Consider the following 16,038-nt stretch of genomic DNA (forward strand, 5'->3'; position numbering starts at 1 on the left):
ACCTCATGAGCAACGTAGAATGGTATCGCGAACGATTTCCCAGATACCGCGGGGGACATGCCGCAGCCAGTCGGCGCGCACCACGCCGTTGACAGGTTCCGGGCAGTATTGAAGGCAAAGGCGCCAGAGTCTTTCACTCACCGATCCATTGCGGAAGATCAGAAAGGTATCGACCATGAGCTGCGGCAGAGCTTCGCCTTCCACATCGAGTTCGAGTCTTACGCCTTCGATCTGAAAATCACCGCGCTTGCGCAGCTTGATATAAGGCTGCGCCAGGACATTTCTTTCGGGCGGTTCCTCCAGGCCGTAACGGGTGAAGTCACAGGGTTCTTTGGTGTCCCCCACCAGATAAATATCATCACCCGTTACGGCAATGATGGCTCCGACGAGCCGGCCGACTTGAGCCATGGTCTTTGCACCTCGGAAAGGGGAACAGTCAAGGAATGGCCCGGCGTCTGACCAGGGCGCACTTCGCTGCTGTCCAAATCATATTTATTGCGATAACCACGCGGGGTGATCATCAGGCCTTCATAGCGATAGGTTTGCGTGGAACCGACCAGCACCGTCGTGAGCATGCCGATTTCAAAATCGAGCATGCTGTTCAGGTCGGTGTGCACCACCTCCTGGCGGAAACGGTAGGCGCTTTTCACAAGGGCCACCGGAGTCTCCGGAGCGCGGTGTTCCAAAAGGATTTCACGGGCGCGGGCAATCTGTCTTTGACGGCGACCGCTGGCGGGATTGTAAAAGCCGATCACAAAGTCGGCGGCGGCGGCGTGTTGAATTCTTTTTTCGATAAGCTCCCAGGGCGTTAAAAGATCGCTCAAGGAAATCATACAGGCGTCATGTCCAAGGGGAGCTCCGACCAATGAAGCGCAGGCATTCAGGGCGGTGATGCCCGGAATCAGGGCGACCTCAGGGGATTCCCCCTGTTTCCAGCCGATTTCCTTCAGCACTTCCAAAACAAGGCAGCCCATTCCATAGACGCCCGAATCCCCGGATGAAATCACCGCGACCTTGCGTCCGGACCGCGCGGCATCCACGGCTGCCCGGGCGCGACCGATTTCCTCGGTCATGCCAGTGCGGATCTTGTCTTTGCCCTTGATGAGTTTTCGCACCAGGGTCATATAGGTTTGATAACCGACCACCAGCTCCGCCTCTTCCAGCGCGGCCAAAGCTCGCGGCGCAATCAGATCATGCGCGCCGGGTCCGATGCCGATGATCCAGAGTTTACCGTGTCCGTTCATGGTTGGGGTGTTCCCGTATTCACTCATGCCTGGACTCCTTCTCGCGAAGCAAACGGCTGCCGCGCGATGGCGATCGTCATCTTCTGCTTAATGCCTTCTTCGCCGTATTTCTGTTTCGGAACCAAAAGTTCGGAAGCACCCGATGCCAAAAGACAGGAGGCTTCCGAAACCGAACGCGTTCCCACATGCTCTTTCACTTTATCGGATGGATTCTGTATCGACATCACCCGGTCGAGGTCCTCGGCTTCATAGCACTGCAGCGGTTTTTTAAAATCCGCACACAGCCGCAAAAGACCTGTTTCGTTACCTTTCACGGCTGCACTGGTAAATCCTGCGATGGATTTTACGGACAGACGGAATTCGCGCAGAACGTGCTGAAGGCCACGCAGCAAAAGTTCATAGGGCGTATCGCGATCACAGCCGATACCAATCCAGAGCGTCGGGGGACGGTAGACGAGACCCTTTTCATAAATCTCGGGATAAAGATGCGGAATATCCCGATCGGAAACCACCAGGATCTTTTCCCAGGGTTCGGGATTCACGGTCTCAATATGCGTCGTATAGCTGACGCCGGGCGGCCAGGCTTTTTTCAAAGGCCAGAAGTCGGGCTGACCGCATTCCTGCACGATCAAAACCGGGCGTTCATTCACGACCGCCGCGCAGCCTGTTGTGACATTATGCTCCTGATCTTCCAGCACCCAGCCGAGTTCACGGCCGAGGATATCCACAGTCAATGTCCCCTGCACGTCCGATGCGGTCGTGATCACAGGCTGACAGTTCAAGGCGCTTGCTATTCGCAGGGTCTCCCGATTGCCACCGCCCACATGCCCGGACAGAAGGCAGATCGCAAACTGTCCCGCATCATCGATGCAGACGACGGCCGGGTCCTGCTTTTTATCCTTCAAAAGAGGGGCGATCATGCGAACGACGGCCCCGACGCTGATGATGAAGACATGCGTTTCATAGGCATGAAACACCTCGTCCAGAAGGGGACCCAAGGGCAGTTTCACGGGAACGACATTCTCGCGCGCGTCCTGGGAAATTTTCTGCGAAACGAACAGCGTGCTGTCGGGAAACGCCGCCTGCAGTTTTTGGGCGAGCGTGAATCCGTGGCGCGTGATCGCATGAATCGCGAGTTTCTTTTTAGGGAGCATGCATGGCCTCCAGCTGGGATTTCGGAGCATCCCCGCGCAGAACACCGTTCCGATGCTTCTTGGTCACGACCACCATGGAAAAATAAACGCAGCGGTCGTTGCGGATGCGGCGCAGATCATGCACGATTCTTTGTTCATCGGTGGTCGCACGCTCCACGTAAACGGAAGCGTCGAGAAGATTCTCCTCCTCCAGCACCTGAACGATCTGGGGCATGATGCTCGATACTTTCATGAGCACCACCGAATCAAAGCTCCGCAGAATGTTGCGAAGGTCCTCGATCCCGTAGGTTGCAGGTATGACCGCAAGCCGTTCCTGCCCATCCACCAAAGGCCGGCCTGCAACGTTGGGAACGGCATTGATCGAGCTGACGCCCGGGACCATTTCCACGACAAGACCGGGAATATCCTCTTTCAGCGATTCAAAGACATAGATAAACGTGCTGAAAACAAAGGGATCACCCTGCGTGACGAAGCCGACATCAAGACCAGCCTCAAGCTTTTCACGAATCGCAGCAAAGGCCTTGGTCCAGGCGGGAACCAGAATCTCAGGATCCCGGCTCATGGGAAATTCGAGGAAAAGATGCTCCTGACCCGTACCAACCGGCAGGTGCTCCTTGATAATCCGATAGGCCAGGGACGGTGTCCAGGCATTGGGCCGCGGAATGGCCAGAACAGGCAGGGTCTCCAGATGCCGGAGAGCCCGCAGCGTGATCAGATCGCTGGCACCTGGCCCAAGGCCGATGCCGATGAGTTTGCCTGTTGTCATGGTCTTTCCTTGCAGAGTGAGAATATATGGATGGGATTCAAGGCTTCATAGCGGTGATACTTGCCGGCGAGCAGGGAACTGCGGGCGATCTGCACGAGGTTCACATCGTAGCTGAGTCCAAGTCCATTGAGCGTGCTCACCGTTTGCCCGACATTTTCCATGGTCACAGCATTGATGACCAGGCGACCACCGGGATTGAGTCTTTGCCAGACGATCTGGATCAAAGCATCGAGTTTACCCTTGGATCCGCCGATAAAAACGGCGTCCGGATTATCGAGGCCTTCCAGCGCGTCAGGCGCTTCGCCGGCAATCAAACGCACATTATCCGCGCCATGTTTCAAAATATTGTCCGTGCAGTAGCCCTGGCTTTCCGCTTCGCATTCAATCGCGAAAACCCGGCCTTCACTCGCAATGCGGGCCGCTTCCAATGAAACAGAACCCGACCCTGCACCGATGTCCCAGACCACATCCTCGGCATGCAGCTGAAGCGCTGCAAGGGACAGAACACGGATTTCGCGCTTGGTGATCAAACCCAGCTTGGGCATGCGGCGGGCATAGGCCTCTTCCGGCTCGGAATGAAAGGCAGGCGGACAACGCCACGACGCTGTGCGGGTCAGTATCAGAACATTCAGCGGTGACACGTCGGTCAGCTGACTCAGGCCAGGAAGATCCAGATGCCGAATGCGCTCCTCGGTACTGCCGAGATTTTCGCAGAGGATCGCGTCCCATTGCGTATCGCTATATTCCATAAGATGGAGCGCCACGCGAACCGGAGAGTTGTCCGCATCGGTGAGCAGAGCCACCTTTCTGAGGCGGCGCATCTTTTGGCAAAGCCCTTCGATCGTGCGTCCATGAACGGAAAGACAGCTCGCGTCCGACCAGGAAAGACCCGCGGCGGCAAAGGCCAGCTGCATCGAACTCGGCTGCGGGATGAAGCCGCAAAATTCCGCGCCGAATATTTTCACGGCGAGGCTACCGACGCCGTAAAAAAGGGGATCACCCGAAGCCAGAATCACGATGTTATGATCACCTGATTCATCCCGCAGGCTTTCCAAAGCATCCTTGACCCGTTTGCCAAGGACCACGCGGCGTCCGGGATAATCATTGAAAAAGTCGAGCTGGCGTTGACCGCCCACCAGAATCTGCGACTGCCTGATACAATTATACGCGCGACTCGAAAGGCCAAGGCAGCCGTCCTCGCCAATTCCGATCACGATCACCGCCGGCTGCCGCATCATGCCTCCACAGCAAGAGCAAAAAGTGCATGAAGAATGGCCACAGCAATCGTACTGCCGCCCTTGCGTCCCCGTGCCGCCAGCCAGGGTACCTGACTTTGCGCCAGAAGATCCTTCGATTCCGCGGCTGAAACAAAGCCCACAGGAACACCGATGATCAAGGCTGGACGCACATCCTCATCGGCGATCAAACGCAGGACTTCCAGAAGAGCCGTCGGCGCGTTGCCAATCGCAATGATCGAGCCTTCGAGCTTGCCCATCATGTGAAGTTTCCGCATGGATTCGATGGCCCGGGTGGTATTGAGTTCCTTGGCGCGGGCGATCACATCGGGATCGGAGATACTGCAGTAGGTCTGGCAGCCGAAGTGCTGCAGGCGCTCCTGATTCAAACCCGCGGCGATCATCTGCACGTCCAGAACCAGGGGACAGCCCCGGCGCAGCGCGCGGATGCCGGAATTCACAGCATCGGGATGAAAGGCCATGAGGTCTTTGAATTCAAAATCCGCGGTGGAATGAATCACCCGGCGCACAATCTGCCATTCCGAAGGCGGGAACTCGTGAGGGCCGACTTCGCTGTCGATGATGGCAAAGCTGTCCGTTTCAATTCGACGACCTTGCTCGGTCATCTGCCGCATATCGCTCATGGCGTTTCCTTTCGCAGTTCATCGAAACCAAGGGTTTTCCCATCGAAATCCACCATCGTGACTTCGATCCAGAGTTTATCGCGCGCAAACTTTTCGCAGACATTGCGGGTGCGCGTACAGATCATGCTCGGCATTTTTTCCAGTTCATGCGCCTGGCAAATCTCGAGGACATGCCGCGCGGTGTTCGCGCCGCGGATCTGCTCCTGAACATCCAGGGGACTGCCGTGCTCAGCCGCAATCGAGGCGAGCAGCTCCATATTCACTTCCGAAGCCGAGGCATGGGTCATCATGCGACCATCAGCCATCTTCGAAAGTTTGCCCATCATGCCGACGATATGAACGCCTTCCATGCCGCAACGCACGGAATTGCGCAGGGCTATGCCCACGTAATCCCCGACCTGGATGAAGCAGCATTCGGGAAGATGCGGAAGGAGTCGCATCGCATACTGCTCGGAGCGGCCGCCGGTCGTAAAAACCAGCTGCTTTTGCCCTTCCGCCTGGGCCAGCTGGATGGCCTGCACGATACTGGCAATGAAGGCGCTTGTGGAATACGGCAGCACGATCCCAGTCGTCCCGAGGATCGAAATACCCCCGAGCAGACCGAGTCGCGCGTTCAAGGTTTTCTTCGCGCGTTCTTCCCCATCGGGACACGAGATTTCAATATCCGCGCCCCGATAAATACTGTCATCCAGTTCAAGCCGCACCATCTCGGCAATGTTCTGCCTTGGAACGGGATTGATGGCCGAAGTGCCGACCTCAAGTCCCAGTCCTGGTTTGGTCACGCGCGCTATGCCCACGCCACCGTAAATATTCAAGGCTTTGTCATGATGCAGGCGCACGCGGGCGATGATCTCGGCCCCGTGCGTGCAATCAGGATCGTCGCCGCCGTCTTTGATGATGCTGGTCAAAGCGAAACCATCATCCCACTGACAGCGGTTCAGCGCAAAACGCACCGTCTGACGATTCGGCAGAATGCTTTCAATCTCCTGAAGCGGGATGCCTCGCAGAAAGAACTGACTGGCCGCACGAGCGGCCGCCGCGGCACAGGCGCCGGTGGTGAAACCGCTGCGGAGGGGTTTGTCACCGGTCTGCTTTTGCATCACTCAGGTCCTGATTCCGATAGAAAATTTCGCTCTGAAGCTGATCATCACTGACCCCCAGCTCGCGAAGATATCCAAACACGCGATCCACGCGCTGGCCTTCACCCGCCGCTATAAAACGCGAGGTCAGATTCACCGCGTGAAAATCATTCAAGGGATCCTCACGCATCGACCTTACGTAAACTTTCATCTGGGTCTGCGCGAGGCACTCACGGACCATGGCATCGGTGACCAGGCCCCCTGGAGCGTCCTGATACCAGAGCAGCTCCACTTCATAATTTCGCGGAACACTGGCCAGATATCCCAGGATCCCCGTGATCCCGCTGCCAAAGGCGGCCGCGATCACCTTTTTTTCCTGCGCACCCTCGGGCCAGTGAAAACGGCCCCAGGGACCGGAAAAACGCAGAGTATCGCCAGGCTCCAGCGACGCGAGATAGCGCGAAGCCACACCGTCTGGAGTCGGAGCGACGGCCAGGAAGAATTGTCCCGACTCCGGCTTCACTGCGAAAAGGCTGTAGGCGCGTTTGATGATTTTGCCTTCCGCATTTTCAAGGCCGGTGTGAATGATGATATATTTCCCACCCTTGAGCACAAGCTCGGGATGCCCGTCCAATTCAAAGGCCAGAATCGCACCATGTTCGGCCGCTGCCACCTTCGCGAGAACCTTCGCTTGTCTCATTTCTGCCATGATCGCTCCTCAGTCCGCTGGGTAAATGACGTGCATGTGATCATGCACCTGCTCCAGATCTTCAAAGAACTGTGAGGTATAGTGATAAAGGTTCGAAAGATCGCTTTCTATTTTTTTATTCAGCACAGCCAGCGTCTGCACATAAGCGCGCTCGGGATCGTCGCTTTTCATCTGACTCAAACGATCTTCCAGATCGGTCCGCGCCAGTTCAAAGGCGTAACCCAAAGTTCTGAGGTCATTGGCCTGGCTCAGCATCTTAAGAGGCCCTGGTTTTTCCCCAGCTTCGCCGAGTTCCGCCAGTTCATGCTCGATCAGAGCCGGATCCTGCACTCCCAGAATACGCATCATTCCCAGACGTAAAGCCGCAATTTCGTGACAAGCCATGGAATACTCCTTATAGAATGGAATCAATCCGCTCACTGAGCAGCTGATCCTTTTGCAGATGCTGCGCGACCAAAGCCGGCACATCCTCTTTTTGAAAATTGCGATACCAGATCCCATCGGGATAAACCGCAACCGTGGGGCCTTCACCGCAGCGTCCGAGGCAGCTCGTACGCGTCACGCGGTATTCGCGATGCAAAGAAAGTTTTCGCAGTTCGCGCTGCATGGTTTCGGCGATGACCGTTGATCCTTTGTTATTGCAATCGTGATTGGTGCAGACCAGCACATGTTTTTTCAGGGGCGCATGCGCATGCTGATGCGGCTTGCCCTGCTGATGCGTGGCCTGATGCCGAACGCTCCACAGAAGGCTTTTCATGCCGCCCACCTGTTCCTGCAGAGCCCCGAGCGGAACCCGATACTGACAGCTGACGCAGGGCAAAGCATAGCGCGGCGTGCCGCGGGCATCGGCGATTCTATCCTCGACCGCTTCGCAAAGGGCTGTGGTCACTCCCAAAGGCCCCACGCGTTCGCCGCGGATCCAGGGATGCTGAGCGACGAAGGTATCGAACATCTGGCCGATGCGCGTCGCCAGGACTCCGGGAAAAAGGAGATAGGGTACCATCAAAATACCCTTGGGTTTCAAACGGGCGAGGCGCTGCAGGACTTCATCCAAGCGCGGCCAGGTGATGCCGACGAAGGCTATTTCCAGCTGACGCATGCCGGCGCTTTCCGCCAGCACGCGAGCGATCTGATAAAGCTGGCTGTTCGCATCGGGATCACTGGCGCCACGCCCCACCACCAGCAGCGTCCATTCCTTGGGATCGAATCCCGCGCAGCACTCGATTTGCTGCTGCAGGGCCTGAACCAGAGCCGCATGCAGACCCAGCGCGGGCGTGACGGTCAGTCGATGCTGCGGAAATTCCTGACGCAAACTTGTGATGGCCAGCGGTATATCATTCTTCACATGAGCAGCAGGCAGAAGACTCAGAGGGACCACCACGATGTCATCATTCTGTGCGGCCTGCTCGCGCAGAACCTCACCGATGAAAGGTGGGCTCAATTCCAAAAATGCGTGCGCAAAGCTCCGCCCTGGATGTCGCGACCTGTAAAGATCCATCCACTGCAAAAAGGCGGCTTCGGCTTCAGCATCGCGACTTCCGTGTCCAACAATCACGGTCGCAAAGCTCATAACCACAGCTCCCCAGTCCCGAAATCAGGCTGTCCGTTCCACTGCTTCTGTATGATAGATAAGGCAAGATCGCGCTTGTCGAACAAGCTCCTGCCAAAACCTCCCAGACCCCGAGGACGTTTTGAATTTGTGCACTTTGGGCAGGTTTCCTGGCTTGTCGTGAAGCCGGCAGTTACTCCGGCGCCGCCCCCTCCTTCCCCAGTCAACTGAGTGGCATTGGTGGCGTCTAACGACTTACAGTGGCGGGACCGCGACGGTCTTTCACCGTCTTCCCTTCTCTTCCTTGCGGAAACCCAAAGCTATGCGACTATACGCATGGCGTTTATTTCACCGGCCTTCATTCTTGTCAATTCCTTTCTCCTCCGCAAAAATCATTCAGCTCGGTTCGACTCACCCCCGAGGGTTGCTGGTTGGTATTCCTAGGGGAGTTGAATAAAGAAAACAAGCAGCCGTTGTCTTTGCATAGGCATTTCGTTCCTGCAACCTTGTGGTAGGAGCAGGGAATTTTCATACCGGAAGGAAGCGCAAAACCTGAGCACATGGATCACGGAAGGACTGGATTGAAAGCCTCAAATCCCGTTTTCTAAGCAGCATGTCCCTCACATCCAATGCAAAGAGGAGCGAGTATGTTGTCTCACGGTCAGGCTGATTCCATTACCTTCTGGAACTTTCGTTCGGCGCCGATGCGGGCCTTCCATATGAGTTGGATGGCCTTCTTCTTATGCTTTTTCGCGTGGTTCGGCAGCGCGGCGCTGATGGGCGTGATCCGTGAGGAACTGTCTCTCACCAAGAGTCAGATCGGGCATATCATCACAGGATCGGTGGCCATCACCATCATCTTTCGCCTCGTGATCGGCGGGCTTTTGGAACGCATCGGCCCCAGACGGATGTATGCGGCTCTTCTTATCGCCTCGGCGATTCCTGTGATCGGCATCGCCTTCACTCATAGTTATGAATCGTTCCTGATCGCAAGGGTGGCGATCGGCGCCATCGGGGCTTCGTTCGTCATCAGCCAGTATCATACGACCCAGATGTTCAGCCCGCGCATCGTCGGAACCGCAAACGCTATCACTGCCGGCTGGGGCAACATGGGCGGTGGAGCCACGCACCTCGCCATGCCCCTGATTTTCGCCGGCATCCTGAGCCTCGGTTTTTCGCAGTCCAGTTCCTGGCGTCTCTCCATGATCCTGGTGGGCATCCTCTGCCTTGTTATGGGTTTCCTCTACTATCGTTTCACCCAGGATACTCCTGAAGGTGACCTGATCGATCTGCGTCGCGCGGGTCGCCTTCCCCCGCCTCAAAAAACCTCGCAGAATTTTTCCCTGGCGCTGAAGGATTATCGGGTCTGGATCCTGGCCATGATGTATGGCCTTTGCTTTGGCTTGGAATTGACCATTGATAATATCGCGGCTCTCTACTTCATCGACTACTTTCAACTCGATATGAAAACGGCCGGATTTGCTGCCGCGTCCTTTGGCATGATGAATATTTTTTCACGCGCGCTGGGCGGTTATCTGGGGGATGTCTTTGGGCGGAAAATCGGCCTGAACGGACGGGTCTCCTGGCTGTCCCTCGTCATCCTTGGTGAAGGCATATCGCTCATCGGCTTTGCTCAGATGCAGACGCTTTCATCCGCGATCGGACTTATGCTGGTTTTCAGCCTTTTTTGTCAGATGGCCTGCGGAGCAACCTACGCTGTTGTTCCTTTTATCCAGAATAAAGCCCTCGGTCCGGTCGCTGGAATTGTGGGAGCCGGCGGAAATGTCGGCGCGATCCTCACCGGACTTTTATTCGGTGGCGCCCTCGCGTGGCCGACTGCACTCCTTTATCTCGGGATCGCCACGACTTTGATGGCTGGCCTTGCGCTTCTCGTTCGGCAAAAAGCTCCGGCCCCTGTTCCCGAAGGCGCGCTCGCTGTGTAAAAAAGCGGACTGGGGGTTTTCCTTTATTGTAAGAATGCATGCAGAATCCCTAGTCCGAACGAATGGTTAGCGGCTGTCCGCATATTCCTGCTGTGAGCATGCTCCATTCCATCCCGCAGCCGCCGTTAGAGGGAAAGTCGCGGGAGGTTTTTGCCATGCGTCCTTACCTTGCACTTCTATATATGGCCCTGTGCTGGACAGCCCCAAGGCTGGAAGCGCTTGAGGTTCAGAATGGAGCGATCGATCTATCCGCATGGGACGGCGCGAGCAGAATTTCTCTGAACGGTACCTGGATGAGCGTGGAAGATGAACTCGTGGAGGGCCATCAACTCTCGGCCCATGCCCTGACACCGGCCCCTGTTCCCACCCCCGAGAGTTTTGATGCGCCTCGCGATTCCATTCGCTATCAACGCACCTATGTGCTTCGCATTCAAGGCCTTCGCCTGGAGCAGCCCGTCAGTCTTTGGATCGAGAACATGGGCGTTCGCAGCCATCGCTTCCTCTTCTTTCATGAAGCCAGCGGCATCCAGTATGATTTGGGCCAGCTCGGCAAGGTGAGCCGTGATCCGAAAGAGCGGGTGCATATCTTCACAGGCAGCAATGCGATTCAGCTGCCTCCCGTCACTGGCAGCGGCATACTTTTGATTCAGACCAATGCCTATCCCTATTTTCAGGGGCCGATGCCCTCGTACCGCATACTGCATCCCTTGGAATTGGGACCGCAGCATGCCCTGAATAAAAGGGCTCAGCTTCACGTCTATGAAGAATCCTTCGTTCTTGGACTGTTCGCGCTGATCGCTCTTTTCAATCTGGCCCTCTTCATTCAAAGGCCCTCCGAAAAGGGACCGCTCTATCTCTTCGGTCTGAGTCTTTCTTTCGCCTGGCGTTATCTTTCCACCGATGGCTATCTCTATCGAATTTTTGAGCCCAGCTTGTCTCTTTATGAATCGAATCTCTTGGGTTTGGCCTTCGCGCCTCTGACCTGTGGCCTCTTCCTATCGCTTTTTCTTCGATATACGTATCCGAAACAGGTCCCTGCCTTTTTTCCTCTCCTCGCGATCTTGATGATCGGAACCATGGCGACTCACGCTCTTTTTACATCCATTGTTCGTGCGCAGAGTCATTGGGTCCCTTACACAATCGTGCTGCTCATCCTTTTCCTTGCTGTTTGCGTCGTCAGTCTCAAAGCGGCACGGGCTCGGGAGGAAGGAGCTGTCCTGGGTATCCTGGGCATCGCGATCATATTCGCCGGTCACACCAATGATTTTCTGGTCGCTACCACTGCCTATAATTTCATGTATCTGGGGCATTACAGCCTCGTTCTTTTCATCTTCACGCAGTCCCTGGTGGTCGGCCGCCGCTTCGCCCTGACCTTCGAACGCACCATGGTGATGGGCCGCGAACTCAAGACCAAGAATGCCGCGCTGCTGCAGCAGCAAAGCGAAATCCAATCCCTGAACCTGAGTCTTACCGACTATGCCGAAACCCTGGAGCAGAAGGTCGAAGAAAAAACCCGTGATATCGTTTCCATACTGAATAACATCCGGCAGGGTATCATGGCCGTGAAGTCGCCGAGCGGTGAACTTGCGAAGGAACATTCCCTTTATCTCGAAACCATGATCGGCGTCCGCAAAACGGAAGGCATGAACGTCCTCGACGCCTGCTTTGTGGGCTTTGATATCAGCGAGGATCAGCTGGATCAGCTGCGCAACGCTCTGAGCATGATCGTGGGCGAGGACAGCGTCGCCTTTGAATTGAACCAAAGCGCGCTGCCAACGGAAATCCAGCGTCATGGACCCCAGGGCACGCAGATTTTCGAACTGGACTGGAGTCCGGTCATGGCGGGATCACGCATCGAAAAGCTTCTGCTCGTGATCCGGGATGTGACGGAAATCAAACGCCTGCGTCTGGAAGCCGAGGATCAGGCGGCCGAGTTGAAACTGATCGCCGACATCATCAATGTTCCGAAGGAACGCTTCGAAGGTCTGATGACGGCCACCGAGCGATTGACCGAGGCCAACCGCGATATCCTTGTCCGGCTGGATCAGCTCGATGCGGGTTCGGTCGATCGACTCTATCGGAATCTGCATACGGTCAAGGGCATGATGCGCAGCTATCAGATGCGGCAGATCACAGACCTTGTTCACACTGCTGAAAATCGCTACAAGGCTTTGAAAGCCGGGGAGCCGGTAAGGATTCCACTCCTGCTCAAGGATCTGGATGGAATTCTGAGCCTTGTGCGCAGAATGGTGGAAATCCATCGCCATAAACTCGGTCGCGGCAGCAATCAGGATCATCATTACATCCTGATCGACAAGCGCCAGTTCGAGGAAAACCTGCGCAGCATCCGCGAGATTGATTTTCAGGCGCTGCAGGCGGATGATCAATCCCGCTTTGAAAAGATCCGCACCCTTTTCTATAAGGTCGCTTATACGCCCTTGCATAAGGTGCTGGAGGCTCAGGTCGAAGGACTCGCTCATCTGGCCCGTTCGCTGAACAAGCTGCCGCCCAGGACGGAATTTTTCGATCAGGATTTTTCCATCAACCGGGAAGTCCATGAGACGATCAATAACGTCTTCACCCATCTTCTGCGCAATTCCATTGATCATGGCCTGGAGTCCACCGAGCAGCGCACGGCGCGCGGCAAATCACCCGAGGGTCATATCACGATCAGGCTGAGTCCTTTCCATGATCAGCTGCGGATTGATTATACGGATGATGGCAGCGGCATGGACCTCAAAAGGATTCGCGACAAGGGGATCGCCAAAGGTCTGCTGCAGCCTGATCAGGAGGTCACCCATCAGCATCTGGTCGACCTTATACTGCGGCCGGGTTTTTCCACCTCTGAGCGCGTCAACGATATCTCGGGCCGGGGCATGGGGATGGATGCGGTCCGCAGCTTCATCGAGGACATCAACGGGACCTTTGCGGTGCGCGTCGACGAACCCAACAGCACTGTTTTGAAATCGGTTCCCGCGCATTTTGTAATGATTTTGCCCGAGAACAGATTTCAAAGGATAGATGCACCGACGCTCGTCACTCCGACCACGCAGGTCGCCTAGCGCTCGCGCCCGGCGAAGGCCTTCTCCAATGCCGCGATATTCATTCGCTTCATCGGCAGGAACGCCTGCACCAGCCTTTGGATTTCTTCCGGCGAACCCTTGGCCATCATCTCATCCATGCGGGTCGGCACGATCTGCCAGGAAATTCCGTAGGCGTCCTTCACCCAACCGCACTGCTCGGCCTCAGGCACCCGGGACAGGGCATTGGAGTAGCGTTCGATTTCCGCCTGGGATTCCACATAAATCATGAGCGACTGCATTTCATTGAAGGTAAAGGCATGGCCGATCGCGCTGTCCATGAACACGAATTCCTGCTGGCCCAAACGAAAGCGCGCATACTGCAGCGTGCCTTCGCGATCGGGACCGCCCGCCGGGTGTCTTTGCAAATGGCCCGGCAAAACCTCGCCATCACCCACGAGCTTGATCAGGTCCTGCATCGATTCCTCGGCATGCCCCGCAGCTTTTTGCGTAAAGAGCAGAGCCGGAGTCAAAGCCTGAACCTTGCGACCACCATCATGCATGATCTGCCAGGAAAGGCCGTATTGATCCAAAACCCAGCCGAAGCGTTCGCTGAACGGATAGGTATCGAGCGGCATCAAGGCCTGGCCACCGACTATGAGTTTTTTCCAGAGATGATCCACCTCGGCCGCCGTGGAGCAGGCGATCATATAGGAGAAGGAAGGATTGCGATCGAACAGAGGCCCGGCATTCAGGAACTGAAATTCCTGACCCATGAGCTGAAGACTGATCACCTGGACCGTGCCGGAGGGGGTTCCGGCAAGGGACGTTTCAAAAAGGATACGGGAATCCTTGAATATACCCGTATACCATGATGCGGCGTCGCGAGCCTGCGTTTCAAACCAGATATGGGGAATGATTTTTTTCATGCTGCAGGGCCTCCATAAAAGTGATGATGCGCTCATCCTAGCACTCTTTCGGACCCTGACCTCTTCTTAAGTGGCATCCCCACAAATATCAAGGATGGTCCTTACAAATTTCCTGGGCAGAAGCGGCTTCGATACAACCCCATCAAAACCCGAGGCGCGGGCATGATCCTGGCTTTTTTGATCGGCATAGGCGGTGACGGCGATCGCGGGAAGCCGCATGCTGCGATCACGCGCTGAACTTCGGATCCGCTGCATCAGGGAATAGCCATCCTCACCCGGCATGCAAAGATCACAGAGCAAAAGATCCGGCTCAAACTTTTCGATAAGGTTTAAAACATTGCTGGCATCCGAGGCCTCTTCGACCACAGCCCCTTGATTTTTGACGATATAGGTCACAAGGAAGCGGGCATCGTCCACATCATCGACCACCAGAACGCGCCAGCCCGAAAGCGCATCCAGTTTCAAATCGTGATCGGAAGTCTCTTCCATCGGCGCAGACGCATGCGGCAAAGCGATGGCCGCGAGCGGTAGATTCACAGTGAACGCCGCACCACGTCCTACGCCTTCGCTCTTGCCTTCAATGGTTCCGCCATGAGCTTCCACCAGATACCGAACCAGCGCAAGCCCGAGACCAAGTCCCCCATGCTTGCGGATCGTTGTGCTGTTGGCCTGGCGAAAGCGCTCGAAAATAAAGGGCAGGATGTCCGGATGTATGCCCTCGCCGCTGTCGCGCACGCGAATGCGAGCCATGCCGTGAGCACGCTCCAGAGTCACCTGAACGCTCCCGCCCTCGGGCGTGAATTTGATCGCATTGTTCAGAAGATTCCAAACCACCTGCTGCAGACGAACCGCATCCCCGACCACGGTGCCGACGTCTTGCGCTGCCGTGAAATCAATCGTAATTTTTTTAGCCGTGGCTGCCATGGATACGGACTCCATGGCTGCTTCGATAAAATCCTTCGGATTCAGGGGATTTTTTTCAAAGGATAGGCGACCTGTCATCATGCGTGAGGTATCGAGGAGATCATCAATCAAATGATTCAACGCTTCTGAACTCCTGACTATCGTATCCAGGCCGATTTCGTAATCCGAAGCCTCGGCCTCACCGCTGCCCAGAATTTCGGCCCAACCGAGGATGCCATTCAGAGGCGTTCGCAGTTCGTGCGACAGCGTCATCAGAAAGTCATCCTTCATGCGATTGGCGTCTTCCAGGTCCTGCACTCTTTGCTCCAGGGCCTTATTCAATTCGACGTTTTGAATCGCCACGGACACAGTATCGGCCAAAGCTGACAGGACTTCCTCTTCCTCGGCTGTCGTGCGATGCCTTTGAGCCCAATAGACACCAATGGCTCCTATCGGATCCTGGGTTCGAATCGGTACAATCAAAAGGCTTTTGACAAAGGTGGGACGGTAGGCATCAGCCGGCACGCGAGCGTCCGCGTAGATATCCTCGATCGCCAGCGCCTTGTGATGCAGCATGGTCCATCCGCTGGCACAGGCTTCCATGGGAAACCTCTGGCCCTTCCACAAAGGAGCGATGGCATCCTCGTCCGCATAGAAGCATTGATCCTTGTCCCGCAGAATAAAACTCGCCCCATCCGCCGCGCTCAGGTCACGCGCGGCCCGGCGCACAATATCCATAATGGTTTCCAAGGAACGTGCGAGGGAAAGCTCTTGAACCACGGACACAAGTCTTTTCATGGCATCTTGGCCCATAGGGATTCTCGTCATACCTGGTCAAGGAAAATTGCGATCCTCCGCAGTAT

14 protein-coding genes and 1 riboswitch are annotated in these 16,038 nt (G+C 55.8%); of the genes, 2 read left to right on the top strand and 12 right to left on the bottom strand.

Annotated elements, in window-relative coordinates; all coding sequences use genetic code 11:
* Window positions 1-3 precede the first annotated feature (3 nt).
* The 10 genes from VFO10_RS13465 to VFO10_RS13510 are packed head-to-tail and all read right to left on the bottom strand — an operon-like array spanning window position 4 to window position 8,401.
* A complete protein-coding gene (locus tag VFO10_RS13465; RefSeq protein ID WP_325140941.1) occupies window positions 4-408 on the bottom strand; it encodes a hypothetical protein in 405 nt (134 codons plus the stop codon).
* Window positions 366-1,271, bottom strand: a complete 906-nt coding sequence (cobJ, locus tag VFO10_RS13470; RefSeq protein WP_325140943.1) for a precorrin-3B C(17)-methyltransferase — start codon at window positions 1,269-1,271, stop codon at window positions 366-368. The genes VFO10_RS13465 and cobJ overlap by 43 nt, the downstream gene beginning before the upstream one ends.
* On the bottom strand, window positions 1,268-2,398 hold the full coding sequence (locus tag VFO10_RS13475; protein WP_325140945.1) for a cobalt-precorrin 5A hydrolase: 1,131 nt from the start codon (window positions 2,396-2,398) through the stop codon (window positions 1,268-1,270). Before VFO10_RS13475 ends, cobJ begins: the two co-directional genes overlap by 4 nt.
* Complete coding sequence (cobI, locus tag VFO10_RS13480) at window positions 2,388-3,164, bottom strand: precorrin-2 C(20)-methyltransferase (RefSeq protein ID WP_325140947.1); 777 nt, start codon at window positions 3,162-3,164, stop codon at window positions 2,388-2,390. Before cobI ends, VFO10_RS13475 begins: the two co-directional genes overlap by 11 nt.
* A complete protein-coding gene (gene cbiE, locus VFO10_RS13485) occupies window positions 3,161-4,399 on the bottom strand; it encodes a precorrin-6y C5,15-methyltransferase (decarboxylating) subunit CbiE (RefSeq protein WP_325140949.1) in 1,239 nt (412 codons plus the stop codon). The genes cobI and cbiE overlap by 4 nt, the downstream gene beginning before the upstream one ends.
* Window positions 4,399-5,043: a precorrin-8X methylmutase gene (locus VFO10_RS13490; protein ID WP_325140951.1), complete on the bottom strand. Its 645-nt coding sequence runs from the start codon at window positions 5,041-5,043 to the stop codon at window positions 4,399-4,401. The genes cbiE and VFO10_RS13490 overlap by 1 nt, the downstream gene beginning before the upstream one ends.
* Window positions 5,040-6,143 (bottom strand): cobalt-precorrin-5B (C(1))-methyltransferase, encoded by a 1,104-nt coding sequence (locus tag VFO10_RS13495; RefSeq protein WP_325140952.1) that lies wholly within the window; start codon window positions 6,141-6,143, stop codon window positions 5,040-5,042. Before VFO10_RS13495 ends, VFO10_RS13490 begins: the two co-directional genes overlap by 4 nt.
* Window positions 6,124-6,831 carry an FAD-binding oxidoreductase gene (locus VFO10_RS13500; RefSeq protein ID WP_325140954.1) on the bottom strand — a complete coding sequence of 236 codons (708 nt, stop codon included), beginning with the start codon at window positions 6,829-6,831 and terminating at the stop codon, window positions 6,124-6,126. The genes VFO10_RS13495 and VFO10_RS13500 overlap by 20 nt, the downstream gene beginning before the upstream one ends.
* Before the next feature lie 9 nt (window positions 6,832-6,840).
* Window positions 6,841-7,215 (bottom strand): DUF3209 family protein, encoded by a 375-nt coding sequence (locus VFO10_RS13505; RefSeq protein WP_325140956.1) that lies wholly within the window; start codon window positions 7,213-7,215, stop codon window positions 6,841-6,843.
* A 10-nt stretch (window positions 7,216-7,225) separates the two neighbouring features.
* A complete protein-coding gene (locus VFO10_RS13510; protein WP_325140959.1) occupies window positions 7,226-8,401 on the bottom strand; it encodes a CbiX/SirB N-terminal domain-containing protein in 1,176 nt (391 codons plus the stop codon).
* A 122-nt stretch (window positions 8,402-8,523) separates the two neighbouring features.
* Window positions 8,524-8,713, bottom strand: a riboswitch (cobalamin riboswitch).
* Window positions 8,714-9,027: 314 nt separating this feature from the next.
* Between VFO10_RS13510 and VFO10_RS13515 the strand changes: the two genes are divergently transcribed.
* Together VFO10_RS13515 and VFO10_RS13520 are read left to right on the top strand one after the other, a co-directional pair.
* Window positions 9,028-10,323 carry an MFS transporter gene (locus tag VFO10_RS13515; RefSeq protein ID WP_325140961.1) on the top strand — a complete coding sequence of 432 codons (1,296 nt, stop codon included), beginning with the start codon at window positions 9,028-9,030 and terminating at the stop codon, window positions 10,321-10,323.
* 155 nt (window positions 10,324-10,478) lie between these two features.
* Window positions 10,479-13,385, top strand: a complete 2,907-nt coding sequence (locus VFO10_RS13520; RefSeq protein WP_325140963.1) for a 7TM diverse intracellular signaling domain-containing protein — start codon at window positions 10,479-10,481, stop codon at window positions 13,383-13,385.
* Here VFO10_RS13520 and VFO10_RS13525 read toward each other — a convergent pair.
* Together VFO10_RS13525 and VFO10_RS13530 are read right to left on the bottom strand one after the other, a co-directional pair.
* Complete coding sequence (locus VFO10_RS13525; protein ID WP_325140964.1) at window positions 13,382-14,272, bottom strand: VOC family protein; 891 nt, start codon at window positions 14,270-14,272, stop codon at window positions 13,382-13,384. The genes VFO10_RS13520 and VFO10_RS13525 overlap by 4 nt on opposite strands.
* Before the next feature lie 66 nt (window positions 14,273-14,338).
* The gene (locus tag VFO10_RS13530; RefSeq protein WP_325140966.1) at window positions 14,339-15,988 is read right to left on the bottom strand and encodes a hybrid sensor histidine kinase/response regulator; all 1,650 of its coding nucleotides are present in this window, start codon (window positions 15,986-15,988) and stop codon (window positions 14,339-14,341) included.
* Window positions 15,989-16,038 lie beyond the last annotated feature (50 nt).

Origin of the sequence: Oligoflexus sp. (assembly GCF_035712445.1) — a bacterium.
Lineage (GTDB): Bacteria > Bdellovibrionota_B > Oligoflexia > Oligoflexales > Oligoflexaceae > Oligoflexus.